Genomic DNA, 24,498 nt, shown 5'->3' on the forward strand with positions numbered 1-24,498 from the left:
CCGGGGCGGACACTCTCGATGTGCTGGGTTCCCTTGTCGACAAGTCGCTCGTCGTCGCGGCCCCCGGTGACGACGGCGGCATGCGCTACCGGCTCTTGGAGACGGTCGCGGAGTACGCGGGGGAGCGGCTGGACGAGGCCGGGGACCGGGCGGAGGCCGAGCGCCGGCACCTGGTCCACTACCGCGAGCTCGCCCGCCTCGCCGACCCCGCGCTCCGCGGCGGCGGCCAGGCGGTCTGGCTCAGGCGCCTCGAAACCGAGCACGGCAACGTGACCGCCGCCCTGCGGACCGCCGTGGACCTCGGCGCGGAGCAGGAGGCGCTCTGCCTCGTCCTGTCCATGAGCTGGTTCTGGCAGCTCCGTGCCCGGCAGGCCGACGCCCGCGTCTGGTCACAGGCGGCGGCCGCCCTCGGCCCCGATCCGTTCGCCCCGCCCGTCCGACACGCCGTGCCCCTTGCCGACCGCTGCACCGACACCCCACCGCCCTGGTCCGAGGAGCAGCTGTGGGAGGCGCGACGCGGCTGCCGGCTGCTCGTCCTCGCGTCCGAGGGCGGCGAGGGCGCCACCGCCCTCGAACGGCCCGAGACCCGCGCCCGCCTCGACGCCATCGTCTCCGCCTACCGCCCCGGCATGCCGCAGAACTGCCGCCAGCCGGGCACCATGTGGTTCTTCGCCCGACTGATGACCGGCGAGTTCCGCAGCCTGGACGAGACCCTCGACGCCCTCCTCTCCGCCTCCCGCGCCGAGGGCCTCGGCTGGGACCTGGCCTTCACCCACCTCCTGCGGGCCAAGCTTCTCGGCGACCGCCCCGCCGACGCCGAAGCCGCGCTCGCCCACTTCGAGCGGGAGCGGGACGCCTGGGGCATCGCCGAGTCCCGCTCCGCGCGCGGCGAGGCGTACGAACGGTCGGGCCGCCTCGCCGAGGCCGCCGCCGACTACGAACTCGCCGCGCGGGCCGCAGCCGGGCTCGGCGCCCGCTCCCAGGCCACCGTGTTCAAGGCCAGACTCGCCGCCGTACGGCTGCGCCTCCCGTCGATGGACACGGAGACGGGCAGGGAGGAACGTGCGTCGGCCGAACGACTCCTCGTCGAGGCCTCCGTCGAGGCCTCCGCCGAGTCGAGCGGGGAGCCCGTGAGCACGGCCCGACTGCTGCTCGCCCAGCACTACGGCCACACCGGGCGCACCGCCCTCGCCCGGGAGCAGGTCGATCGCATGGAGGCGGAGTTCCGCGGCGACACGCCCGACCTCTTCCTCGGCGTGACCGGGGCACTGCGCGGCTGGCTCGACTGCCTCGACGGCGCGTACGCCGACGCCGCCGACCGGCTGACCCGGGCCGTACGGGACGTCGAAGGCCTCGCCTACCTCGTCGCCCCGTACCTCGTCGTCGGCCTGTTCCCGACCGCGGCCTGGGCCCGGGCCGGACGCGGAGGCCCGCACGACGCCGAGGACGGCGCTCGCCTGCTCGCCGCGTACGACGCCCACCGAGGCGACGCGGGCGGGGCCGGTTTCCGCCCCTTCACCGAGCAGACCGAGTCGGCGGTGCGGGCCCACGCGGAGCGGGCGCTGCGCGAGGCCCTGGACGAGGCGACGTACGCGCGACGGTACGAGGAGGGCGCCGCCCTCTCCGTACGGGAGGCGGCGGCCCTCGTCTGAAGCCTCAGGCGGACGCGCCCCTCAGCCCTCGGCCGACACCGACCGCTCCCGTGCCTCCGCGAGGTCCTCCGGCGTGGGCGCGTCGTCCTGGGTGAGGTGGCGGCGCCAGTACCCGGCGAAGTGCACGGCGCGCCGGTCGTACCCGCGCTCCTCGACCAGGTGCCGCCGCAGCGCCCGTACGGCCCCGGCTTCCCCGGCCAGCCAGGAGTAGGGCGTCCCGGGCGGCAGCGCCGCCCCGCGCACCGCGTCGGCCGGCGAGACGTCCCCGCGCAGCCAGTGCACGGTCAGATCGCCGGCCGTGTCGAGCGCCTGCTCCTCGGCCGCGTCGGTGACCTGCACGAAGGCGACGGCCCGGTGGCCGGCCGGGAGCGCCTCGGCGACGGTCGCCGGCGCGGGGAGCGAGCAGCCGTCGGCGGCCGGCAGCGTCCAGTCCGCCGCGCCGGCGGTCACCGGCGTGGCGAAGTACGCCGAGGGCCCGAACATCCCGAGCGTGTCGCCGCGCCGCGCGGCCCGCGCCCAGCGTGTCGCGGGTCCCTCCTTCGTACGGTCGTCGTCGTGCAGATAGAAGTCGATGTCGACGGTCGCCGCGCGGGGATCACGGGCCCGGATCGTACAGCTGCGCATCCAGGGCCGCTCGGCCTCCGGGATCGCGGCGTACGCCGCGTACCAGCGCATCCCGTCACCGGCAGGGTCCGGGGCGGGCAGCACGGGCTCGGACTGGCCGGGGCGCGGAAAGTACAGCTTCACCTGCTGGTCCGGCCCGCCGGTCCGGTGGCCCGGATGCGGTCACGGTCACCGGACACGAGAATGGCCGGTACCGGAAGAACGAGGAGGCGGCATGAACGCTGAGTCCGACAAGACATCTCCGGGGGAGAGCCCGACGCCCGACCGCCTCTTGCATGCCGGGTCGGAGGGCGAATACACGGCGGAGGACCTGATCCTCGCCTCCGGACGTGACGTGAATCCGAAGAGCATCGCGTGGGCGGAGCGCCGCATGGCGGAGAAGGGGCGCGCCTCCCTGGACGAGCTCCTGCCCTGAGCCCACCTGACAGACGACCCAGACGACCAGCCCACCACCCGACAGCCTTGGCCCGCACTCTCTCCACCCCCCTCCGAGCCAGGGCTGTCGAGGGGCTTCCCCATTTGTGGAACACGTTCTACCGTGGCCGCCGTCGCGCGCACGGTACCCAGGACGCCGCCACGGGAGGCCCCATGCACCTCGAGTACACGCCCGCCCAGCACCGCCTGCGCGAGGAGCTGCGTGCGTACTTCGCCGAACTCGTGCCGGACGACGTCCACGCGCGCTACGCCGACCCCGCCGCGCAGAAGCGCTTCTACCGCGAGACCGTGCGCAGGCTCGGCACCGACGGCTGGCTCGGGGTCGGCTGGCCGGCAGAGTACGGGGGCCGGGGGCTCAGCCCCATGGAGCAGTTCATCTTCTTCGACGAGGCCGCCCAGGCGGGCGTTCCGCTGCCGCTGATGGCCCTGAACACCGTAGGCCCGACGATCATGCAGTTCGGCACCGACGAGCAGAAGGCGTACTTCCTGCCCAAGATCCTCTCGGGCGAGATCGACTTCGCCATCGGCTACAGCGAGCCCGACGCCGGTACGGACCTCGCCGCGCTCAAGACGCGGGCGGTCAGGGACGGCGACGAGTACGTCGTGAACGGCCAGAAGATCTGGACGACGAACGGCGACACCGCCGACTGGGTCTGGCTCGCGGTCCGCACCGACCCGGACGCCCCCGCCCACAAGGGCATCACGATGCTCCTCGTCCCGACGAGCGACCCAGGCTACTCCTGCACCCTCATCAACACCCTCGCCTCGCACGACACCACCGCCAGCTACTACGAGAACGTCCGCGTCCCGGTCTCCCGCCGCGTCGGCGACGAGAACAAGGGCTGGCGGCTCATCACCAACCAGCTCAACCACGAGCGCGTGACCCTCGCCGCCCACGGCACGATGGCCATCCGGGCCCTCCACGACGTCCAGCGCTGGGCCGCCGACACCAAGCTCGCCGACGGCCGCAGGGTCATCGACCTCGGCTGGGTCCGCCGAAGCCTCGCCCGTACGCACGCCAGGCTCGACGCGATGAAACTCCTCAACTGGCAGATGGTGAACGCCGTCCACCACGGCACCCTCACCCCACAGGACGCCTCCGCGGTCAAGGTCTACGGCTCCGAGGCCCGCCGCGACGCCTACGCCTGGCTGATGGAGGTCGTCGGCTCCGCCGGCGCGCTGAAGGAGGGCTCGGCGGGCACGGTCCTGCACGGCGAACTCGAACGCGGCTACCGCTCGGCGGTCATCTTCACCTTCGGCGGCGGCAACAACGAGATCCAGCGGGAGATCATCTCCTGGATCGGCCTGGGCATGCCCCGCGTCCGCCGCTGAGCCTTGCGACTGCTGCTCTAGTTGTCGCGTACCGAAGTTGTCGCATACCGAGGCCGCGGTGGTGCTACCTGGCGCGAAACCGTCCGCCCTCGACCTCCGTGACCAGCCCCGCGCCGATCAACCGGTCCAGGTGCTGCACCGCGGTCCGTCGTTCGACCGGCTTCACGTGGGCGCCTTCGACGTGCGGCCGGTAGACCAGTCTCCGCTCGGCGATCTCCTCGACCGTCCGCGGCTCCTCGAGGAACGCCAGGAGGGTCGTGTCCCGCTTCTCCACCACCCCGACGAAGGCGTCGAGCCGCCGGGAGAACTCCGAAGCGCCCTCGATCACGCCCTTCTGATGGGCCGTGCCGTACCAGCGGGCACCGATCTCCCGGCACCGGCGCACGGACGCCTCGAAGTCCAGGAGGCTGCTGCCGACGTCTCCGTAGAACGGCCCGAACGACGTCAGGTCGATGTCCGCCACGTACAGGAAGCCGTCCGGTTCGATCAGGAAGCCGCAGTGGCCCGCGGTGTGGCCGGGGAGGTGTACGACGGTCACGGTGCGGCCGCCGAGGTCGAAGACCGTGCCGTCGGTGAACGCTGTCGCGTCGGGGCGGTCCCGTATGTGGAACTCGTCGCGCAGCATCAGGTCGACGCGCTCGGTGGCGTCCGGTGGGAGGCCGTAGCCGGCCGCCATGACCGCGCGGGAGTGCAGCGCGGCGAGGTCCTTCTCGTGGGCGTGGACGGGCGCCTCGTAGGATCCGAGACCGGCGACGTGGTCCTCGTGCGCGTGGCTCACGAGAATCGCGTCCGCGGGTGGTGCCGATCCGACGAGCGACAGTGACGGGTCGATGACCAGCGTTTCGGCGGTGCCGCGTACGAGTACGGAGTTGGCGTACGGGTAGGCGCCTCGCTCGGCGCCGACGAGCACGGTGACCGCGCCGTACGTCACTTCTGTGTATCCCGGGGTGAGCATGGTCGTCACTCCTTCGTCCGCGGGTCTCGCGGTGATCGGATTGAGCCCTGCCAGGATGTTCCTAATGCTCGGTTCATCCCTTTCCTGCTCCTGTGAGTCCTCATGGTCGCCGCCGTCGTCCTCCTGTCGCTGCTGTTCGTGTGGTCCCTGGTGTCGGAACGGCTGGCCCGTTGGAGCGTCACCGCGCCCATCGCGTTCGCGGTGGCCGGGATCGTACTGGCCGGCGGTGACGATCCGGCCCTCTCCTTCGACCTGGACACGCACGCCTTCCAGAGGGCTGTCGAACTCGTGCTGGCCGTGATGCTGTTCACGGACGCCACCGAGACACGAGGGTACGAACGGCTGGGCGAGACGGTGGGAGAGAGGCGCTTGCTGGGGCTGGCCCTGCCGGGCTCCGTCGTCCTCGCGACCCTCATCGGAGCCCTGCTCTTTCCCGGCACGAACTGGTGGCTCCTGGCCGTGGCCGCGCTCGTGGTGATGCCGATGGACCTCGCCCCGCTCCTGATGTTCCTGAGGGACGCGCGAGTTCCGCTGCGGGTGCGGGCCGCCCTGAACATCGAGGGCGGTTTCAACGACGGGCTGATCTCGCCCCTGTTCGTGTTCTGCGTGGCCAATCTCGTCACGGCCGAGGGGGACACGTTCGCCGACCTGGTGCTGAACGTCGTGAAGGGGGCCGTGTACGCGGTGCTGGTCGGCGGAGCCCTGGGCTTCCTGGCCGCCTGGCTGGTGCGGCGGTGCCTGGACGCCGGATGGGCCACGGCCACCGGGTTGCGTCTGGCCAGTCTGGCGTTGCCGTTCCTCGCCTACGCGGTCTCCGTCCTGATCGGCGGCAACGGATTCGTCGCGGCGTTCGTGACCGGCCTGTGCTACGCCCAGGCCGCGGCCGCCGTCGGCGGCCACAACCTCGACCTCGTGCACGACATCAGCCATCTGATGGCCCTGGCGGTCTGGTTCACCTTCGGCGGGCTCGTCGCCGACGAGTTCGCCGACGGCATCGAGCTTCAGGTCGTCGGCTATGCGCTGCTCGTCCTCACCGTCGCGCGGATCGTGCCGGTGGCCGCCGCGCTCATCGGCACACCCTTGAGCCGGGCCGAGCGCGGCGCCATCGCATGGCTCGGCTCACGCGGTGTCACCTCCATCGTCTTCGCGGTCCTCGCGTACACCCAGCTCAAGGGCGACGACGCCGCCTTCGTCGTCCACGTGACCGCCGCGACCGTCCTGCTGAGCGTCCTCCTGCACGGCGTCACGTTGGAACCCGTCGCCCGCTGGTTCGAACGCCACCCGCAGCCCGACGCGTTGCCCACCACGGAGGGTCCGGGCCGGTGACCCGCGACCGCCCCGGCCGACGTTCGACCGGGGCCGTCGGGTGCAGGTCGGTCGGACCGACGGCGGGCGCCGCGCCTCAGCCGCGCAGCGCGGAAGTGAAGATCTTCGGCAGCGCGGTCCAGCGGGGCGAGGCGGCGAAGTCGGTGAGGAGCCGGCCCGTCGTGCCCGCCGTGCGGTTGGTGACGAACCAGGGAGGCTTGGGGGACAGGGGGTCGTTCTCCCATGCAGGAGCGCCCGGGGCGCCGGGTGGAACGGGCCGCGGACGACGGTGCGTTCAGGACCGTCCAGGAGGAGCGCGTTGTGCACGATCCCGATGCCGCTCTGCACGTCGTCGAGGGTGTGGCCGGGGAACGCGCCCCAGGTGGCCGTCGCGGTGAGGTAACCGACCCCGGTCCAGGCGTTCAACGCGACCGTGCCGTACCTGAGTTCGGCGATGGCCTCGTCGAGCGCGGGGTCGTCGGCGACGAGCCGCACGAGGACCTCGGAGCCGTATGGCGGAAGCGTCCTTGGTTCCCTCCCTCGCCCGTACTCAACGCTCCGGCACTCCGTGCGGTCTGGACGGTCGACCGGATCTCTGATCGTCTCAACCCGAAGAAGTACGGGTCGAACACCTCCGGGTCGAACGTGTCCGGAGCCGAGGAGAGCGGGACACAGCGGTGACCATCAGCGAACACATCGAGGCCGTGTACACGGAGGTCCGCCGGCGGAACCCCGGGGAGGCCGAGTTCCACCAGGCGGCTGCCGAGGTGTTGGAGTCCCTCGCACCGGCGCTCGAACGGCACCCGGAATACGTCGAGACCGGGATCGTGGAAAGGCTGGTCGAGCCGGAGCGACAGCTGATCTTCCGGGTGCCGTGGGTCGACGACCGGGGGGCCGTCCGCGTCAACCGCGGCTTCCGGGTGGAGTTCAACAGCGCCCTCGGGCCGTACAAGGGAGGGCTGCGGTTCCACCCGAGTGTCAACCTCGGCATCGTGAAGTTCCTGGGCTTCGAGCAGATCTTCAAGAACGCGCTGACGGGCATGGCGATCGGCGGAGGCAAGGGCGGCGCGGACTTCGATCCCAAGGGGCGTTCGGACGGCGAGGTCATGCGCTTCTGCCAGTCCTTCATGACCGAGCTCTACCGTCACCTCGGGGAGCACACCGACGTGCCCGCCGGGGACATCGGCGTGGGCGGGCGTGAGATCGGCTATCTCTTCGGGCAGTACAAGCGGATCACCAACCGCTACGAGTCCGGCGTCCTCACCGGCAAGCCGGTGGGCTGGGGCGGCTCCCACGCCCGCACCGAGGCCACCGGCTACGGCGCCGTGTACTTCGCCCAGGAGATGCTCGCCACCCGCGGCGACGGCTTCGACGGACGGCGCGTGGTGGTCTCCGGATCCGGGAACGTGGCCGTGTACGCCGTGGAGAAGGTCCACGCCCTGGGCGGTCGCGTGGTGGCGTGCAGCGACTCCTCCGGGTACCTCGTCGACGAGGACGGCATCGACCTGGAGCTGCTGAAGGACCTCAAGGAGGTGCGGCGCGCCCGGATCTCCGACTACGTGGAGGCGAGGCCGAGCGCGCGCTTCTCGGCCCGCGGCACGGTGTTCGACGTTCCGTGCGACATCGCCGTGCCCTGCGCGACCCAGAACGAACTGCGCCGCGAGGATGCCGTCGCCCTGGTCAAGAACGGGGTGCGCGCCGTGGCCGAGGGCGCGAACATGCCGTGTACGCCCGAGGCGGTGGCGGTGTTCCGCGAGGCCGGAGTCCTCTTCGGTCCCGGTAAGGCCGCCAACGCGGGCGGCGTGGCCACGTCGGCCCTTGAGATGCAGCAGAACGCCGCCCGTGACACCTGGTCCTTCGAGCGGACCGAGTCCCGGCTGGCCGAGGTCATGCGCGACGTCCACACCCAGTGCCGCGCCACCGCCGAGGCGTACGGCGGCAACCCGGACGACTACGTGCTCGGCGCCAACGCGGCCGGGTTCCTGAGGGTCGCCGAGGCCATGGCGGCACAGGGCGTCATCTGAGGGCCTGCTCGGCCCAGATGACCTTGCCCTCGCGGTTGTGCCGAGCGCCCCAGCGCTCGGCGAGCTGAGCGACGAGCAGCAGGCCGCGGCCGCCTTCGTCGTAGGTCCGGGCGCGGCGCAGGTGCGGAGCGGTGCTGCTGGCGTCGGAGACCTCGCACGTCAGGGTGGACTGGAGGATGAGCCGCAACTGGATGGGGGTCTTGCCATAGCGGATCGCGTTCGTCACCAGTTCGCTGACCATGAGTTCGGTGGCGAAGGACAGCTCCTCCAGTCCCCACACGGTCAGCGTGTCGGACGTGAAGCGGCGGGCGCCGGAGACGGCGGCGGGGTCGGAGGGGAGGTCCAGCGTGGCGACGTGGCCCGGGTCGAGTGCCCGGGTGCGTGCCACCAGGAGGGCGACGTCGTCGGAGGGACGGCTGGGCAGCAGGGCCGCAAGGATCCGGTCGCAGATCTCGTCGGGCGACTCGGGTGCCTCGGGCGACTCCGCCGTACCCGCCGCCTCCGCCGACGCGGGTTCTGCCGACTCCGGCGGTTCCGGTGCTCCGGCGAGGACGTCGTTCAGCAGCGCGCGGGCGGTGTCCACGTCGCGCGTACGGCTCTGGATGAGGCCGTCGGTGAACAGGGCCAGCAGGCTGCCCTCGGGCAGCTCCAACTGGGTTGTCTCGAAGGGGAGTCCGCCCAGGCCCAGCGGGGGGCCGATCGGTATCTCCTGGAACTCGACCGACCGGGAGTCCGACGGTGCTGGGGACTCGCCCTCGCGGTCCGGGGGAGTGGCCACCGCCGGCGGGACGTGCCCCGCGCTGGCGAGGGAGCAGACGCGGGAGATGGGGTTGTAGATCACGTACAGGCAGGTGGCGCTGGTCTCGCCCGCGTCCTGCCCCTCCTCGTGCTGGAGGCGGATGACCACGTCGTCCAGGTGCGTCAGCAGTTCGTCGGGCATCAGGTCGATGTCGGCGAAGGCACGGACGGCGGTTCGGAGGCGGCCCATGGTGGCGGCGGCGCGCAGACCGCGCCCGACGACATCGCCCACGACGAGGGCGACCCGGGCGCCGGACAGCGGAATGACGTCGTACCAGTCGCCGCCCACTCCCGCGCGGGACCCACTGGGCAGGTAGCGGGTCGCCGCGACGACGGCTGACTGCTCAACCGCCTGCTGCGGCAGCAGGCTGCGCTGGAGGGTGAGCGCGGTGGAACGTTCCTGGGTGTACCGGCGGGCGTTGTCGATGGAGACCGCCGCTCGGGCCGCGATCTCCTGGGCGAGGTGGAGATCGTCCTCGTCGAAGGGGGCCGTGCTCCCCGCACGGAAGAACTGGACGAGGCCCAGGGTCTCTCCCCGGGCCAGCAGAGGCACCAACAGGACCGAGTGGGAGCCGTCGGGGCGTACGCTCCGCCGCGCTCCGCCGTCGGCAGCCACCACCCCGGGGCGTCGGAGTCCGGGGCGCGGTGCAGCAAGGCCCGGCCTGTGGCCAATGCGCGGGCCGGCTCCGATTCCGCCGGATAGGTGTGCGTCCGGTCCGTCGGGCTGGGGAACTCCGCGGAGTCGGTGTCCGGCACGGGCCGCTGAGCGACGCGGCGGAGTGGCGGCGGGCCCGAGGGCGGATGCGCGTCCTCGTCGTCGAGGACGGCGGCGAGGAGGTCGACGGTGACGAGGCCGGCGAAGTCGTCGCTGCCCACGTCCGCCAGTTCCTCGGCGGTACGGCCGATGTCGAGGGTGGTCCCGATCCGCCGGCTCGCCTCGTTGGCCAGGAGGAGCCGCCGCTGCAGCAAGTGGTCGCGTTCTTCCTGGTAGGCCGCGACGACGCGCGTGGAACTGCGGTCCACGTACGCGAACCCCTTCGCCGTGAGCTGCATCGCCGCGGCGTTGATCAGCTCCGGGTCGCCCGTGAGCCGGGGGACCTCCGCCTGGAACAACTGCAGCAGGCCCACGTGACCGAGCCGGTAGGCGCGCAGGAGCGTGCTGACCGGCATGCCGCTCCGGGCGTACCTGCGGGCGACCTCGAGGGATTGGGGCGGCGCCTCGACCTCGGCCGCGTCGAGGCCGTGTTCGAGCACGTCCAGAAACGCGGTGACGTGGGCGGCGGTCTCCTCCGATGCGAGGGCGACGAGGTCCTCGTGCTGCCACGGCTCGGGAAGCTCGCTGCGCAAGCGCAGCAGAAGGGCGTCGACCGACTCGTTCGTCCGTGGTCTGAGTTCGCGGGCCAGACGGCAGAGGAAGGCGTCCACATCGGTCCTCATGGGGCAATTGTCCGGAAGGTGGCGAGTGTCGGCCACCGGGTAGGGGTGGTGACCTGCCCGCCCCGGGGGGCGGTTTGACGGTGCGCGATCGGTCATGCGCACACTCGAACGCGATTCTGCATCGAGTTTGAAGGAGGTGCCCGTTCCGGGTGTGAGTAGTTGGGGTATACAAGAAATCCCGGTGAGATTGATCTTGCTGGGGTTCCCCTACTCTTGCCGGGCTCGGGCGTGCTGGCTTCGGGAGCGGTCTCGGCCTCTTCGGGTTCGGGCCAGGGGCCGAAGGGACCGTGTTCTCCGGGTCCGGCGGCGCCGAGGATGCCTGGGCCCTTTCCAGCGGTGGGGCGGCATGGGGATCACTGGTCGTCTCCGGTCCGGGACTGCGCGAGCAGCTGGGTCATCACGTCGCCGGTGCTGTCCTGAGCCTGGCGGGTCGGGGCGTCCAACACGGTGTCGCCGCCGAGGGCCTGTGCGGTGAGCCGTTCCATCAGCTCCGGGTCGGTGCCGCTGCCGGGGCCGGTGATGCTGGCGCGGACCGGACGGCGGGGGCCGATGACCGGCGCGTCGTCCGACACGGCGGCTTCCTCGGCCTCGGTGAGCGCCCGGTACAGCGAGGCGACCGAGGGGTGGCGCCCCGCGTTCTTGCCCGTCTTGATCGTCAGCTTCTTCGTGATGTCGGGGACGGGGACGCCCTTGTTCTTCAGCGCGACGGCGAAGGACATGGCGCCCATGCCGTTGAGGTCGTAGATGCCGGTGAGCGGGCCGGTGAGGAGTTCGAGCTGGACGCCGGCGCCCTGGAGCTGGCCGGACAGGGTCACAGTTCGGCGGCGTTGCGGCCAGGCGCTTGAGCTCGTGGACGGTGAGGATGACCGCCTGGACGGGGGCGGCCCACGTGATGTCGTAGGCGAGCTTGAGGGCCTTCTCCGGCTCGGGCCGGGTCTTGATCCGGGTGGAGATCTTCTCGGAGAGGATCCGCTTGCAAACCGGTTCGAGCGCGGCGAGCTGGGAGGTGAGTTCCCGCTGGGCGGTCGAGCAGGGGGCGTAGCCGATCCGGATCGGCTTGGCGGTCGCGGTGGCCGGCAGCGCCTCGGCGGGCGGGCCCGCCGTCCACGCCCGCCCTGGGTCGCGGTCCTCCGGCACGAGGACCTCCAGCTCCTCGCGGAGCGCGGGCACGAGGATGAAGCGGGCGGCGTGGTATTTCGTCGCGCACCTCGTGCTCCGGGTCCGGCAGGCGCTGCCCGCCGGGGCCTCACACTTCGGACAGTCGTTTCGTTCTACCGCGTCAGGTCCACCCGCGCAGTCTGTCAGAACCGTCTCGCACAACACGCCGGTTTTGAGAGGGGTTCTGCGAGTGGCGACCTGCGGATTCGTGACCGTCCCGGGGGCTGTCGCAGAACTCTCGCGACTGGTCATTTTTGAGAGACCGCCCGGGGTTCATGATCATCCGGCGTGTGAGCACCACAACGCTTGGCGCTGTCGCGTCACGCCATGAGGTCGGGATGTGCGTCCAGCCATACCGACCTGGGGCGCCTATTGAGTCTCGACGTCGCGAGCCGCGATCGCAGTCGGTGGATGAATCAGGGCTGGTGGCTCTTCGCCTTCTGTCGAGCGTAGTAAGCGCGGGCGCGGTTGCGGTCGCCGCAGTCCTTCGTGTTGCACCAGCGACGGTTCCGCCGCGGTGATGTGTCGAGGTAGACCCATCCGCACTTGGCGTCTTCGCATTGGTGGAGGCGGTCGAGGTCGTCGCGCTGAGCAAGAGCCACAAGCCCGCGGACGATGCGATTGCGGGGCAGGCAGAGGTTGGTGTCCCGGTCTTGCCATTGCCAGCGGTCGCCTGCGTGAACCAGGTCGGCTGTGGCGATCGCCGCCCGGTACATGCTCGCGAGGTCTGCGGCGGCTTCGGGGTCGTCATCGAAGAGGGCTCCGTAGGCCCTCTCTCGCGCTTCGGTGACCTGTTCCCGTTCCCGCTCGGCCCCGGCGCCGTCCCGACCGGCGAGGTCATGCAAGGCCGCGGCCTCACTTGTGCTGATCAGGTCGGATTCAACGCACCACTCGACGACGTCGGAGAAGGTCTTCAGGGACTCAACTCGTTCGGGCCCGCCGAGCCGCCAGGCAACGGTGTTCACCAGGTCGAGCATGCGGTCACCCGCGATGTGGCCGAACCTCACCATCAGCTCCTCTCGCCGGCAAAGGCGCTCGCGCCTGTGAGGCGACTCTCACGGGCAAAAGCATTATTGCATGTGAGGTGATCTTCTTGGCATCATCCCCAATTGACCAATCACCCATGAGACCACCACCAGGAGAACGATCGTGCCCGTCGCCGCCCTCAGACCGTTCACCGCACTGTGGACGTCCCAAGCATCCTCGAACCTCGCCGACGGGGTGTTGCAGGCAGCCGCACCGCTGCTCGTCGCCACGCTGACCCGTGACCCGCTCGCGGTGGCGGGCATGACGGTGGTGCAGTTCCTGCCCTGGCTGCTCGCAACCCTCCCCACCGGTGCGATGGCCGACCGCATGGACAGACGCCGGATACTCATCGTCGGCAACTGGCTGCGCGCAGCGGGGTTCGCACTGCTCGCACTCGCCTTGGCCAACGGATGGCACCACGTCGCACTTCTCTACGCCGCTGTGTTCATTGCCGGCTGTGCTGAAACGATGGTCGACAACGCCGCCCTGGCCATCCCGCCCCGTCTCCTGCCCCGCGAGGAGCTCGAGCGCGCCAACGGCAGGCTGTTCGCCACGCAGTCAGTCATCAACACGTTCATCGGTCTGCCTGCCGGCGCGGCGTTGTTCGCGCTGGCGGCATCGGCGGCCTTCTACACCGGCGCGGCCGCGTTCGCCCTCGCCGGCCTGGCGGCCCTGCTACTGCCCGGGCTGCGCCCCACCGGCAAGGACCACGAGCACCGCCGCTCGAACCCGACCACCCTTACCCAGGACATCCGCTCTGGATGGGCCCACTTCTGGCGCCACGACCTGCTGCGCCGAGTCGCGTTCGTCTCGGCGGCGATCAACTTCTTCAGCGCGGCCACTGGTGGACTCCTCGTCCTGCTGATCACCGGCCCGTACCAACTGGCGATGTCGAGCTACGGCCTGTTCATCGCCGTTCCCGCAGCGGGCGCGATCGCCGGCTCACTGCTTGCCGAACACGTCGTGCCCCGCATCGGCGGCGGCCCCACCACCTGGCTCGCCGCCCTCACCCCGGCCGCCGGCTACGCCGTCCTCGGACTGGGCAACAGCACACTTCTGGCCCTGGCCGCCATGTTCGGTGCCGCTCTTGCCACCTCACTGAACCAGATCGTCGTCAGCACCCTGCGCCAAGCAGCAGTCCCCGACGAACTCCTCGGCCGCGTCACCGCCGCCTACCGGCTGATCGTCCTGGGCGTCGTCCCCCTCGGAGCCCTCGGCGGCGGCCTGCTCGGACGCGGCCTGGGGATCCGGGCCACCTTCATCGCCGCAGCCCTCGGACTCACCCTCGCCGCGATCCCACTCGCCTCCCGGGTCACCACCCAAGGCCTCCGCGATGCTGAAACACACCCCTCACCCCCACTCCCGCTTCAAACCGGTTCCCACTGACACCGGAAGCCACGGCACCGGGGCCGTCCGCGTGCAGCAACGCGGAACCGCCACCGCCACCAACCGCTCCCCACGAGTGCCCCGGAAACCGCAGTCACTCCAAGAGGTCATCGTCCTTGATCTCGTGGCTCTCTGCACGCAGCCGGGCGACGGCGGCGTCCAGGTAGCGGGTGTTCCACAGCACCACCGCGTTGAGGACCAGGCCGAGGGCGGCGAGCTGGTCCTCCTGGCCCTCGCGGTACCTTTGGCGGATCTGGCCCCTGCCGCCGTGGCAGATCGCGCGGGTGAGACGGTGGCGGGACTCCTGGACCGTGAGCTACCTGTTCATCAGGCGCCGGTAGGTGTCGTCCACCGGGTCGACCGGGGCGAGCAGGTGCATGGTCTTGTCGATCCGCCCGTACTCGGCGAACGCCGCCCCCAGTGGGGTGGGGTGGCCCTCCCGGCCGAACGTCCGCAGCAGGTCGTAGGCCCGGACCTGGTTGGTGATGAGCGACCCGGCGACCCGGAGCATGTCCGGCAAGTGCGTGGTGATCCGCTTGAGGTTGACCTTGTTGAAGGCCACGGCATCCAGCGGCCCGTACCCTTCGGCCGGCTCCCTGCTGTTGCTGTCGCTTTCGGGCAGGTCGGCTCGCCAGAACCGCTGGTCCGAGAGGTCGCGGAAGCGCGGAGCGAAGCGGAAGCCGAGCATCTTGTACAGGCCGAAGGCCATGTCGGAGTACGAGGCGTTGTCGGTCGCCACCATCTCCGGCTTCACTCCGCCATCGAGGTTCAGCAGGGTGTAGAGGCTGTCGCGCGGGGTGCCACGTACGACCATCGCGCCGATCCCGGCGACCTGGTCGTTGACGGCGTTGAGCCAGGTCGCGCCGCGTTCGTGACCGTAGTACTTGGGTGAGGGCCCGGTGTTGAGCTCGGTCATGACGACCTTCGGCACGACCGACGTCAACGTGCTGTCTCGGGAGGTGCGTCGGACGGTGACGGCCAACTCGGGCATCGCGTTCGTCTTCAACACCGTCACGGTGGCCAGCCTCGTCTCCGCCCTGGACAGCATCTGACGAAGCCGGGGCCAGCCGCCCGGGGCCCTGGAGCGTGCGAACGCGGCGCAGGGGCGGCAGTCGGTCGACTGCCGCCCCTGCGCGGTGTTTCAGGAAGGCCGGGTCCTCAGTCAGCGGTACTCGCAGAGGTAGGCGGTCTCCACCGTGACCTTGAGCTGGAAGCTGCTGTCCCCGGGGACCTTGAAGTGTTCCCCGGCGGTGAAGGTCTCCCACTCGCCGGCGCCGGGCAGCATGACCGTCAGAGCGCCGCTGACGACGTGCATGATCTCCGGAGCGGCGGTGCCGAACTCGTACTCTCCGGGAGCCATGACGCCGATGGTCGCCGGGCCTTGCTCCTGGGTGAACGCGATCGACGTGACCGTGCCGTCGAAGTACTCGTTGACCGTAAACATGTGCATCCTTGTGCGAATCAGGCGGAAGAGGTGGCCGGGTCATCACATTCCGGCCACGGGCAGGGGCACTTTAGCGGCGCGGGCTGCCAGGTGAGCGCTCAGTCCATTCGGTGGCCGCCCCGATGGTCAGGTCGTCGGGCGTCCGCCGAAGGAACACGCACTGCACACTGTTCGTGATCACCGCGCGCGAACGGAGAACCCGATGCCCGAATCGACCGACCCGGCCACACCCGACGAAACGATCCTGCCCGCCGAAGCCGAAGCCGAAGCCGAAGCCGAAGCTGACCCCGCCGACCCCGCCGACCCCGCCGACCCCGCCGCCCCCGTGCACCCGTCCTACCCCGTGCGGACCAAGCGGCTGAGTCTGCGTCCCGTACGGCGGGACGATCTCGAAGCCGTCTACGCCCACCGCTCGTTGCCCGAGGTCGCGCTCTACCTTCCGCACGAGCCGCACACCCGTGAGGTGACCGCCGAGACCATCGAGCGACTGATCGCCGGGGAGGCGCTCGCGAAGGCCGGTGACTGGCTCGACCTGGTCGTGGAGGACGCGTCGGGGCGGGTCGTGGGTGAGGTGCTGCTCCGGCGTGAACCGGGCGAACCGGACACCGGGCAGGTCGGGTTCGCCTTCCACCCGGACGTCCACGGCACGGGCATCGCCGCGGAGGCCGTCTCGGGCGCGCTCGACATCGCCTTCGACGACTTCGGCTGGCACCGGGTCATCGGCATCTGCGACGTACGGAACCTCGCGTCCGCGGCCCTCATGCGCCGCATCGGCATGCGCCACGAAGCCGTCCTGCGCGACAGCGCGTTCCTCAAGAACGCCTGGTGCAGCGACTCGCAGTTCGCCGTGCTCGCCGACGAGTGGCGCAAGGCCCCGGTGCGCTCCACGGACGAACGCGCCGTCGACCGGGCGCTGTCCGCCTTCCTCGGAGCGTTCACGCGCCGCGCCGGAGAGCCGGTCAGCCTGGACGCGGCCAGGGCGGTCCTCGCGCCCGAGGCCGTGATCGAGTACGTTGCGGAGGACGGCCAGGACGTCTTCCGGATGGACGTGGAGGAGTTCCTGGCGCCCCGCGAGATTTTTCTGAACGGCACGGAGTTGACCGACTTCGAGGAGTTCGAGGTCAGTTGGTCGACCCTCGTCACCGCCGATCGCGCCCTGCGGACCTCCCTCTTCTACAAGCACGGCATCCGCGACGGCGCGCCGTTCTCGGGCTGGGGACGCCAGCACACGCAGTTCGCGAAGACCGCGGGCGGTGACTGGCTCATCGATTCCATCGTCTGGAAGGAGTCATGATCACCCTGCCCTTCTGCGCCGCCCGCCCCTCAACCCCACCCTCGTACCGGCGCGCGAAATCACCGGGCGGCGCGTGGTGTCACTCGCGTACGACCGCCTGCCCCTCTACGCCCACGAGCTGCACGGCAGACCCGCGCCGCCGTCCGAGGCCGTCACGTACCAGCTCACCGCGACGGGCGATCCGCTGCGTTCGGTACCGGCCGGGCTCCGCCGGCGGTTGCCGCCAGGTCACATTCTGAACGCGATGTCCCGCCTGGGCCCCGACGCGCGTCCCGCCCCGTACAAACTCCCAATCAGGCGGCCATACTGAACGGGCCGGGGAGGGCGCGAAGAACATACGGGGGCGACAGCACGCGATGGCGGAAACCAGGCTGATCCAGGGCCGGTACCGGCTGCACGACGTGATCGGGCGCGGCGGTATGGGCGAGGTGTGGCGGGCCACCGACGAGTCGCTCGGCCGCCGGGTCGCGGTCAAGTGCCTCAAACCGCTCGGGCCCCAGCGGGACCCGCACTTCGTGACGGTGCTGAGGGAACGGTTCCGGCGCGAGGCCCGGGTCGCCGCCTCCCTCCAGCACCGGGGAGTCACCGTCGTCCACGACTTCGGCGAGTACGACGGGGTGCTCTTCCTCGTCATGGAGCTCCTTGAGGGGCAGAACCTCAGCCAGCTCATGGAGGAGAACAAGCAGCACCCGCTCCCCGTGCAGGACGTCGTGGACATCGCCGAGCAGGTCGCCGACGCCCTCGCCTACACGCACCGCCAGGGCATCGTCCACCGCGACCTCAAGCCGGCCAACATCATGCGGCTCGGCGACGGAGCCGTGAAGATCTGCGACTTCGGGATCGCGCGGCTCGGCGACAACATCGGCCAGACCTCGCAGCTCACCGGTACCGGCATCGCGATGGGCACCCCGCACTACATGTCGCCCGAGCAGATCAGCGGCGGCCAGGTCGACCACCGCAGCGACCTGTACTCGCTGGGCTGCGTGCTGTACGAGATCGCCACCGGAGCCCCGCCCTTCAATCTGGAGGACGCCTGGGCCGTCCTCGTCGGCCACCGCGACACCCCGCCCGAACCGCTGCGGACCCACCGGGCCGAACTTCCGGACTACCTCGACCGGATCGTGCTCGACCTGCTCGCCAAGACCCCCGACGACCGGCCCGACGACGCGGGCGTCCTGCGGCGTCGGATCATCTCGGCCCGCGCCGGACTCGGACCCGGCCCCACCGAACTCCCGCCGGTCCCTCCCGTCCCTCCCGCGCGGACGCCGGCCGATGGCGGGTCTCTCCGACTGCCCTCCTGGGCACGCGAGATGACCGCCGGGCACCGAGTGACCGGCGATCGCACCGCGTCGCGCCACGCGGCGTACGACCCGGCCACCGAGCTCACGGGGGAGTGGACGACCGCGTCCCGCGTGGTTCCGGCCCCCTCCCCGGACGGCCAGGAGCGGGCCACCGCGCCGCCGGAGCTCCTCGCCGTGCTCGCCGGACGCCACCGGGCCGGGCTCGGTCTCGGCCGGCTCGGCCGCTGGGAGGAGGCCGAGGACGTGCACCGGTCCGTCGTCGAGGACCGCCGCCGCGTCCTCGGCCCGGACCACCCCGACACCCTCGCCAGCCGGTACGAACTCGGCTTCACCCTCAGCAGACTCGCCCGCCCCGCCGACGCCCTGCACCAGTTCGTCCTGGTGGCCGAGGCGCGCGAGCGGGTCCTCGGCGCCGACCACCCCGACACGCTGGCCGCCCGCCAGGAGACCGCGTACGTCCTCGGCAGGCTCGGGCGGCACGTCGAGGCGCACCAGGCGTACGTGAACGTGCTCGCCGCGCGCGAACGCACCATGGGCGCGGACCATCCCGACACCCTGCGCTGTCGCCACAACCTGGCCTTCAACCTGGGGCGCCTCGGACGCCGGGAGGACGCGTACCGGATGGCCACGGAGGTGGCGGAGGCGCGCGGCAGGCTGCTGGGCCAGGAGCACCCCGACACCCTGGTGACGCGGTACGAAGTGGCCTACGACCTCGGTCAGTTGGAGCGCTGGTCGGAGGCCCTCGCCACCTATCGCGAGGTCGCCGCCGCGCGCTCCGACGTCCTCGGCCCCGACCACCCCGACACGCTCGCCACCCGCTACGAGGTCGGCATCTGCCTGGGCCGGCTCGGCCGGAGCGGCGACGCCCTCGACCTCTACCGCGACCTGGTGGCCGCCCGCACCCGGGTGCTCGGCCCCGACGACCCGGAGACGCTGCGCGCCCGCCACGGCCTCGGCGTCAACCTCGGCCGGCTCTCGCGCTGGGAGGAGGCCGTGGCCGAGTCCCGTGAGGTGTGCGCGATCCGGGAGCGCGTCCTGGGCGCCGACCACCCGGACACGCTCGTCAGCCGCCGCGAGATCGCCGTCGGCCTGGGCTGGCTCGCGCGCTGGCCCGACGCCCTCGCTGTCTACCGTCAGGTAGCAGAGGCCCGCGCCCGTACCCTCGGCCCCGAGCACCCCGACACGCTGGCGGCCCGCCACGACGAGGCCCACTGCCTCGAACGGCTCGGCCGCCACACCGAGGCCACCGAGCTGTACCGCAGCGCGGCCGCCCCGCGCGGCGCCGGCGGCACCGACGCCCGTACGCCGGGGGCATGAGCCCAAGCCGGGCGCGGACACCGGCCGCACGCTCCCGCGGGGTTCCCCCGGCGATCTTCGCGTGTTAGCAAGAGACATGACCGCACAGCGCTCGTACGACGCCGTCATCGTCGGCGGTGGCCACAACGGACTCGTCGCCGCCGCCTACCTGGCCCGGGCCGGACGTACCGTCCTCGTCCTGGAACGCCTCGGGACCACCGGCGGCGCCGCCGTGTCCACCCGGCCCTTCGCCGGAGTCGACGCCCGGCTCTCCCGGTACTCCTACCTCGTCTCGCTCCTGCCGCCGAAGATCGTGCGCGAGCTGGGGCTGAGCTTCGCGGTGCGGAAACGGTCCATCTCCTCGTACACCCCGAAGGGAGACGGCGGTCTTCTCGTCGGCGGGGGAGCGGACCGCACCCGTGCCTCCTTCGAGGCCGTCACCGGTTCCGATCGCGAGTACGAGGCCTGGCAGGGCTTCTACGCCCGTACGGCCCAGGTCGCCGAACGGGTCTTCCCCACGCTCACCGAGCCGCTGCCCACCCGCGAGGAGCTCCGCTCCCGCGTCGGCGACGAGGCCTCCTGGCGGATGCTCTTCGAGCAGCCGATCGGCGCCGCCGTCGAGGAGACCTTCGCCGACGACCTGGTCCGGGGCGTCGTCCTCACCGACGCCCTAATCGGCACCTTCGCCGACGCCCACGACCCCTCGCTGCTCCAGAACCGCTGCTTCCTCTACCACGTCATCGGCGGCGGCACCGGCGACTGGGACGTCCCCGTCGGCGGCATGGGCGCGCTCACCGACGCCCTCGCGGACGCCGCCCGCGCGGCGGGCGCGGAGATCCGTACCGGTCACGAGGCCGTCCGTATCGAGACCGACGGCGCCCGCGCCGAGGTCACCTACCGCACGGCGGAGGGGGAGGGCGTGGTCGCCGCCGGGCAGGTCCTCGTCAACGCCTCGCCGCAGGCCCTCGCCGAGCTGCTCGGCGAGACGCCCCCGCCGCCCGCCGAAGGCGCCCAGCTCAAGGTCAACATGCTGCTCACCCGGCTGCCCCGGCTGCGCGACCGTTCCGTCGACCCGCGCGAGGCCTTCGCCGGGACCTTCCACATCGCCGAGGGATACGGCCAGTTGGCCACCGCGTACGCCGAGGCGGCCGAGGGCCGGCTGCCCACCGCGCCGCCCTCCGAGATCTACTGCCACTCGCTGACCGACCCGAGCATCCTCGGCCCCGAACTCGCCGGCCGGGGCTACCAGACACTCACGCTCTTCGGGCTGCACACCCCCGCCCGGCTGTTCGCCGCCGACAACGACGGCGCCCGCGCCGCCCTCCTCAAGGCGACCCTCGCCGAACTCGACGCCGTCCTCGACGAGCCGCTCGCCGACTGTCTCGCCCTCGACGCCGACGGCAGGCCCTGCATCGAGGCGAAGACCCCGCTCGACCTGGAACGCGACCTGCGGCTGCCCGGCGGCCACATCTTCCACCGCGACCTCTCCTTCCCCTACGGGGAAGAGGGCACCGGCCGCTGGGGCGTCGAGACCGGCCACACCAACGTGCTGCTCTGCGGCGCGGGGGCCGTGCGCGGCGGCGGGGTCAGCGGCATCCCCGGCCACAACGCGGCGATGGCGGCGCTCGGACGGTGAGCTCCATGTGCCTGTCCCGACCAGGCGTGAAGCTCACCTGTGGCGGTGCTTAAGAAAACCTCGATGGACCGCGAGGCTGACGTAAGGAAGATTTCCCTTGAGGGATCTTGGGCACGGAACCGTGCCCGGACCCCGAAGGTCACAGGACACGCACGTCGGGAGCCAGGACATTGAAGGCGCTGGTCAAGCACAAGGCAGAACCCGGACTCTGGCTCATGGACGTGCCGGAGCCGGAGATCGGCGCCGGAGACGTACTGATCAAGGTCAAGCGGACCGGTATCTGCGGGACCGATCTCCACATCCGCTCCTGGGACGGCTGGGCCCAGAGGACCATCGCCACCCCGCTGACCCTCGGCCACGAGTTCGTCGGCGAGGTCGTCGAGACCGGCCGTGACGTCGTGGACATCGCCGTCGGCGACCTGGTCAGCGGCGAGGGCCACCTCGTCTGCGGGAAGTGCCGCAACTGTCTGGCCGGCCGTCGCCACCTCTGCCGCGCCACCGTCGGCCTGGGCGTCGGCCGCGACGGCGCGTTCGCCGAGTACGTCGCCCTGCCCGCGTCCAACGTCTGGGTGCACCGCGTCGCGGTCGACCTCGACGTCGCCGCGATCTTCGACCCGTTCGGCAACGCCGTGCACACCGCGCTCTCCTTCCCGCTCGTCGGCGAGGACGTCCTCGTCACCGGCGCGGGCCCGATCGGCATCATGGCCGCCGCGGTCGCCAAGCACGCCGGCGCGCGCCACGTCGTCATCACCGACGTCAGCGAGGAGCGCCTCGACCTCGCGCGCAAGGCGGGCGTCTCGCTCGCGCTGAACGTCGCCGAGCAGACGATCGCCGACGGCCAGCGCACGCTGGGCCTCAAGGAGGGCTTCGACGTCGGCCTGGAGATGTCCGGCAACCCGCGCGCGATGCGCGACATGGTCGCGAACATGACCAATGGCGGCAAGATCGCCATGCTGGGCCTGCCCGCCGAGGACTTCGCCGTCGACTGGGCGAAGATCGTGACCTCCATGATCACCATCAAGGGCATCTACGGCCGCGAGATGTTCGAGACCTGGTACGCGATGTCCGTCCTCCTGGAGGCCGGCCTGGACCTCGCCCCGGTGATCACCGGCCGCTACGCCTACACCGACTTCGAGGCCGCCTTCGACGACGCCGCGTCCGGCAAGGGCGGCAAGGTCATCCTCGACTGGACCGTCTGACCACCGCGCTCCCTCGCCTCTTCCTCCGCGCGTCCGACCTCCCGCTAAGGAACCCACATGTTCGACTCCGTACGCGACGACATCCGCACCACCCTCGACGAGATCCGCGCCGCCGGTCTGCACAAGCCCGAGCGCGTCATCGGCACCCCCCAGTCCGCGACGGTGTCCGTCACCGCCGGCGGGCAGCCCGGCGAGGTGCTGAACTTCTGCGCCAACAACTACCTCGGCCTGGCCGACCACCCCGAGGTGGTCGCCGCCGCCCACGAGGCGCTGGACCGCTGGGGCTACGGCATGGCGTCCGTGCGCTTCATCTGCGGTACGCAGGAGGTGCACAAGGAGCTGGAGGCCCGGCTGTCCTCCTTCCTCGGCCAGGAGGACACGATCCTCTACTCCTCCTGCTTCGACGCCAACGGCGGCGTCTTCGAGACGCTGCTCGGCGCCGAGGACGCCGTCATCTCCGACGCCCTCAACCACGCCTCGATCATCGACGGCATCCGGCTCTCCAAGGCCCGCCGCTTCCGCTACGCCAACCGCGACATGGCCGACCTGGAGCAGCAGCTCAAGGAGGCCACCGAGGGCGGCGCCCGCCGCAAGCTGATCGTCACCGACGGCGTGTTCTCCATGGACGGGTACGTCGCCCCGCTCGCCGAGATCTGCGACCTGGCCGAGCGCTACGACGCCATGGTCATGGTCGACGACTCGCACGCCGTCGGCTTCGTCGGCCCCGGCGGGCGCGGCACCCCCGAGCTGCACGGCGTCATGGACCGCGTCGACATCATCACCGGCACCCTCGGCAAGGCCCTCGGTGGCGCCTCCGGCGGCTATGTCGCGGCCCGCGCCGAGATCGTCGCCCTGCTGCGCCAGCGCTCCCGCCCGTACCTCTTCTCCAACACCCTGGCCCCGGTCATCGCCGCCGCCTCCCTCAAGGTCCTCGACCTGCTGGAGTCCGCCGGCGACCTGCGCGAGCGGCTGCGCGCCAACACCGAGCTCTTCCGCACCCGGATGACCGCCGAGGGCTTCGACATCCTCCCCGGCGACCACGCCATCGCGCCCGTCATGATCGGCGACGCGTCGGAGGCCGGGCGCATCGCGGAGCTGCTCCTGGAGCGCGGTGTGTACGTGATCGGCTTCTCGTACCCCGTCGTACCGCAGGGCCAGGCCCGCATCCGCGTCCAGCTCTCGGCCGCGCATTCGTCCGATGATGTGAACCGGGCTGTGGACGCGTTCGTCGACGCGCGCGCCGCCCTGCGAGACTAGGGGAATGATCGAAGCGCGGCGGCTGCACATCCTCCGAGCGGTGGCCGACCACCGCACGGTCACGGCGGCTGCCGCCGCGCTCTATCTCACCCCCTCCGCAGTCTCCCAGCAGCTCGCGGCCCTGGAGCAGGAGACCGGCCACCGGCTGGTCGAGCGCAACGCCCGGGGCGCCCGGCTCACCCCGGCCGGCGAGATCCTGCTCAGCCACGCCAACGCGGTCCTCGCCCAGCTGGAGCGCGCCGAGTCCGAGCTCGCCGCGTACGGCTCCGGCGAGGCCGGGACGGTCACGGTCGCGGCCTTCGCCACCGGCATCGGCCTGGTCGTCGCCCCCGCCATCACAGGCCTCGCCCGCACCGCGCCCGGCATCCGGGTCCGCGTCCGGGACGCCGAGGGTGACGAGAGCCTGCTGATGGTCCTGGACCGCCAGGTCGACGTCGCCGTGGCCGTCGAGTACCGGGGCGCTCCCGGCGAGGACGACGCCCGGCTCACCCGCGTACCGCTCTACGCGGAGCCCTTCGACGCCGTCCTGCCGCTCGGGCACCCCCTCGCGGCCGGCGACCAGGTGGCCCTCGCCGCTCTCGCCAAGGACGCCTGGATCGGCCAGTCCGCGGGCAACCCCTGCCATGACGTGACCGTCCTGGCCTGCGAGTACGCCGGATTCGCGCCACGCCTGGAGCACTCCTCCGACGACTTCCGCGCGGTCGTCGCCCTCGCCGCGGCGGGCGCGGGCGTCGCGCTCGTACCGCGCTCGGCGCTGCGGGGCGCCGCCCTGGACGAGGTGGCGATCCGCCCGGTGGACGGCGTGGCCCCCACCCGCCGCGTCTTCGCGGCGGTACGTCGGGGGGCCGAGCACCACCCGCTCATCAGCCCGGTCCTCGCGGCCCTGCGGGACGCGGCGGGCCCGGGCGCCTGACCCGGAAGCCGGAAGCGGGCCCGGGC

At 71.5% G+C, this 24,498-nt stretch carries 17 protein-coding genes and 5 pseudogenes; 14 read left to right on the top strand and 8 right to left on the bottom strand.

The window, feature by feature from the left end; all coding sequences use genetic code 11:
- Positions 1–1,652: pseudogene (locus tag ACFWRO_RS33545) on the top strand (AfsR family transcriptional regulator); the annotation flags it as partial.
- Between the two features lie 21 nt (positions 1,653–1,673).
- On the opposite strand, the gene ACFWRO_RS33550 reads toward ACFWRO_RS33545, so the two are convergent.
- Both ACFWRO_RS33550 and ACFWRO_RS33555 read right to left on the bottom strand, forming a co-directional pair.
- Complete coding sequence (locus ACFWRO_RS33550) at positions 1,674–2,135, bottom strand: siderophore-interacting protein (protein ID WP_384517369.1); 462 nt, start codon at positions 2,133–2,135, stop codon at positions 1,674–1,676.
- Positions 2,130–2,408, bottom strand: a pseudogene (locus ACFWRO_RS33555) (siderophore-interacting protein); the annotation flags it as partial. The pseudogene ACFWRO_RS33555 and the gene ACFWRO_RS33550, both read right to left, overlap by 6 nt.
- Before the next feature lie 82 nt (positions 2,409–2,490).
- Here ACFWRO_RS33555 and ACFWRO_RS33560 point away from each other — a divergent pair.
- Positions 2,491–2,691 (top strand): hypothetical protein, encoded by a 201-nt coding sequence (locus tag ACFWRO_RS33560; protein ID WP_384517305.1) that lies wholly within the window; start codon positions 2,491–2,493, stop codon positions 2,689–2,691.
- 173 nt (positions 2,692–2,864) lie between these two features.
- Positions 2,865–4,043 carry an acyl-CoA dehydrogenase family protein gene (locus ACFWRO_RS33565; protein WP_384517308.1) on the top strand — a complete coding sequence of 393 codons (1,179 nt, stop codon included), beginning with the start codon at positions 2,865–2,867 and terminating at the stop codon, positions 4,041–4,043.
- 64 nt (positions 4,044–4,107) lie between these two features.
- Here the strand turns inward: ACFWRO_RS33565 and ACFWRO_RS33570 are convergent, their stop codons facing one another.
- Positions 4,108–4,998 carry an MBL fold metallo-hydrolase gene (locus ACFWRO_RS33570; RefSeq protein ID WP_384517311.1) on the bottom strand — a complete coding sequence of 297 codons (891 nt, stop codon included), beginning with the start codon at positions 4,996–4,998 and terminating at the stop codon, positions 4,108–4,110.
- Between the two features lie 102 nt (positions 4,999–5,100).
- Here ACFWRO_RS33570 and ACFWRO_RS33575 point away from each other — a divergent pair, with 102 nt between their 5' ends.
- The 3 genes from ACFWRO_RS33575 (at position 5,101) to gdhA (ending at position 8,327) form a co-directional block, all read left to right on the top strand.
- Positions 5,101–6,324, top strand: a complete 1,224-nt coding sequence (locus ACFWRO_RS33575) for a cation:proton antiporter (protein WP_384517313.1) — start codon at positions 5,101–5,103, stop codon at positions 6,322–6,324.
- 222 nt (positions 6,325–6,546) lie between these two features.
- Entirely contained in the window at positions 6,547–6,984 is a 438-nt protein-coding gene (locus ACFWRO_RS33580) for a hypothetical protein (protein WP_384517316.1), read from the top strand.
- Positions 6,981–8,327 carry an NADP-specific glutamate dehydrogenase gene (gene gdhA, locus ACFWRO_RS33585; protein WP_384517318.1) on the top strand — a complete coding sequence of 449 codons (1,347 nt, stop codon included), beginning with the start codon at positions 6,981–6,983 and terminating at the stop codon, positions 8,325–8,327. The genes ACFWRO_RS33580 and gdhA overlap by 4 nt, the downstream gene beginning before the upstream one ends.
- On the opposite strand, the pseudogene ACFWRO_RS33590 reads toward gdhA, so the two are convergent.
- The 3 genes and pseudogenes from ACFWRO_RS33590 to ACFWRO_RS33600 form a co-directional block, all read right to left on the bottom strand.
- Positions 8,320–10,562: pseudogene (locus ACFWRO_RS33590) on the bottom strand (SpoIIE family protein phosphatase). The gene gdhA and the pseudogene ACFWRO_RS33590 overlap by 8 nt on opposite strands.
- Positions 10,563–10,915: 353 nt before the next feature.
- Positions 10,916–11,377: a hypothetical protein gene (locus ACFWRO_RS33595; protein WP_384517321.1), complete on the bottom strand. Its 462-nt coding sequence runs from the start codon at positions 11,375–11,377 to the stop codon at positions 10,916–10,918.
- 759 nt (positions 11,378–12,136) lie between these two features.
- A complete protein-coding gene (locus ACFWRO_RS33600; protein WP_384517323.1) occupies positions 12,137–12,697 on the bottom strand; it encodes a CGNR zinc finger domain-containing protein in 561 nt (186 codons plus the stop codon).
- A 172-nt stretch (positions 12,698–12,869) separates the two neighbouring features.
- Between ACFWRO_RS33600 and ACFWRO_RS33605 the strand changes: the two genes are divergently transcribed.
- Complete coding sequence (locus ACFWRO_RS33605; RefSeq protein WP_384517326.1) at positions 12,870–14,132, top strand: MFS transporter; 1,263 nt, start codon at positions 12,870–12,872, stop codon at positions 14,130–14,132.
- 103 nt (positions 14,133–14,235) lie between these two features.
- On the opposite strand, the pseudogene ACFWRO_RS33610 reads toward ACFWRO_RS33605, so the two are convergent.
- Positions 14,236–15,054: pseudogene (locus ACFWRO_RS33610) on the bottom strand (Tn3 family transposase); the annotation flags it as partial.
- Here ACFWRO_RS33610 and ACFWRO_RS33615 point away from each other — a divergent pair.
- Positions 15,041–15,184: pseudogene (locus ACFWRO_RS33615) on the top strand (DUF1345 domain-containing protein); the annotation flags it as partial. The pseudogenes ACFWRO_RS33610 and ACFWRO_RS33615 sit on opposite strands and share 14 nt — an antisense overlap.
- A 110-nt stretch (positions 15,185–15,294) precedes the next feature.
- Here ACFWRO_RS33615 and ACFWRO_RS33620 read toward each other — a convergent pair.
- On the bottom strand, positions 15,295–15,576 hold the full coding sequence (locus tag ACFWRO_RS33620; RefSeq protein WP_384517329.1) for a pyrimidine/purine nucleoside phosphorylase: 282 nt from the start codon (positions 15,574–15,576) through the stop codon (positions 15,295–15,297).
- A 202-nt stretch (positions 15,577–15,778) separates the two neighbouring features.
- Between ACFWRO_RS33620 and ACFWRO_RS33625 the strand changes: the two genes are divergently transcribed.
- The 6 genes from ACFWRO_RS33625 (at position 15,779) to ACFWRO_RS33650 (ending at position 24,472) form a co-directional block, all read left to right on the top strand.
- Complete coding sequence (locus ACFWRO_RS33625; protein ID WP_384517331.1) at positions 15,779–16,870, top strand: GNAT family N-acetyltransferase; 1,092 nt, start codon at positions 15,779–15,781, stop codon at positions 16,868–16,870.
- 356 nt (positions 16,871–17,226) lie between these two features.
- A complete protein-coding gene (locus ACFWRO_RS33630) occupies positions 17,227–19,488 on the top strand; it encodes a tetratricopeptide repeat protein (protein ID WP_384517333.1) in 2,262 nt (753 codons plus the stop codon).
- A gap of 76 nt (positions 19,489–19,564) precedes the next feature.
- Positions 19,565–21,103, top strand: coding sequence for a phytoene desaturase family protein (locus ACFWRO_RS33635; RefSeq protein ID WP_384517335.1), 1,539 nt, complete (start codon positions 19,565–19,567; stop codon positions 21,101–21,103).
- 170 nt (positions 21,104–21,273) lie between these two features.
- The gene (tdh, locus tag ACFWRO_RS33640; protein ID WP_384517338.1) at positions 21,274–22,302 is read left to right on the top strand and encodes an L-threonine 3-dehydrogenase; all 1,029 of its coding nucleotides are present in this window, start codon (positions 21,274–21,276) and stop codon (positions 22,300–22,302) included.
- A gap of 57 nt (positions 22,303–22,359) precedes the next feature.
- Positions 22,360–23,559 (top strand): glycine C-acetyltransferase, encoded by a 1,200-nt coding sequence (locus ACFWRO_RS33645; protein WP_384517341.1) that lies wholly within the window; start codon positions 22,360–22,362, stop codon positions 23,557–23,559.
- A 4-nt stretch (positions 23,560–23,563) separates the two neighbouring features.
- A complete protein-coding gene (locus ACFWRO_RS33650; protein ID WP_384517344.1) occupies positions 23,564–24,472 on the top strand; it encodes a LysR family transcriptional regulator in 909 nt (302 codons plus the stop codon).
- The last annotated feature ends 26 nt before the right edge of the window (positions 24,473–24,498 follow it).

This window comes from Streptomyces sp. NPDC058579 (assembly GCF_042718575.1).
Classification (GTDB): domain Bacteria; phylum Actinomycetota; class Actinomycetes; order Streptomycetales; family Streptomycetaceae; genus Streptomyces.

What these genes read in the sequence shown, in the direction of transcription:
- ACFWRO_RS33550 (WP_384517369.1), bottom strand. Translation starts at nt 2,135, where the DNA reads ATGTTCGGGCCCTCGGCGTACTTCGCCACGCCGGTGACCGCCGGCGCG.
- ACFWRO_RS33560 (WP_384517305.1), top strand. Translation starts at nt 2,491, where the DNA reads ATGAACGCTGAGTCCGACAAGACATCTCCGGGGGAGAGCCCGACGCCC.
- ACFWRO_RS33565 (WP_384517308.1), top strand. Translation starts at nt 2,865, where the DNA reads ATGCACCTCGAGTACACGCCCGCCCAGCACCGCCTGCGCGAGGAGCTG.
- ACFWRO_RS33570 (WP_384517311.1), bottom strand. Translation starts at nt 4,998, where the DNA reads ATGCTCACCCCGGGATACACAGAAGTGACGTACGGCGCGGTCACCGTG.
- ACFWRO_RS33575 (WP_384517313.1), top strand. Translation starts at nt 5,101, where the DNA reads ATGGTCGCCGCCGTCGTCCTCCTGTCGCTGCTGTTCGTGTGGTCCCTG.
- ACFWRO_RS33580 (WP_384517316.1), top strand. Translation starts at nt 6,547, where the DNA reads ATGCAGGAGCGCCCGGGGCGCCGGGTGGAACGGGCCGCGGACGACGGT.
- ACFWRO_RS33600 (WP_384517323.1), bottom strand. Translation starts at nt 12,697, where the DNA reads ATGCTCGACCTGGTGAACACCGTTGCCTGGCGGCTCGGCGGGCCCGAA.
- ACFWRO_RS33620 (WP_384517329.1), bottom strand. Translation starts at nt 15,576, where the DNA reads ATGTTTACGGTCAACGAGTACTTCGACGGCACGGTCACGTCGATCGCG.
- ACFWRO_RS33625 (WP_384517331.1), top strand. Translation starts at nt 15,779, where the DNA reads ATGCCCGAATCGACCGACCCGGCCACACCCGACGAAACGATCCTGCCC.
- ACFWRO_RS33630 (WP_384517333.1), top strand. Translation starts at nt 17,227, where the DNA reads ATGGCGGAAACCAGGCTGATCCAGGGCCGGTACCGGCTGCACGACGTG.
- ACFWRO_RS33635 (WP_384517335.1), top strand. Translation starts at nt 19,565, where the DNA reads ATGACCGCACAGCGCTCGTACGACGCCGTCATCGTCGGCGGTGGCCAC.
- ACFWRO_RS33645 (WP_384517341.1), top strand. Translation starts at nt 22,360, where the DNA reads ATGTTCGACTCCGTACGCGACGACATCCGCACCACCCTCGACGAGATC.
- ACFWRO_RS33650 (WP_384517344.1), top strand. Translation starts at nt 23,564, where the DNA reads ATGATCGAAGCGCGGCGGCTGCACATCCTCCGAGCGGTGGCCGACCAC.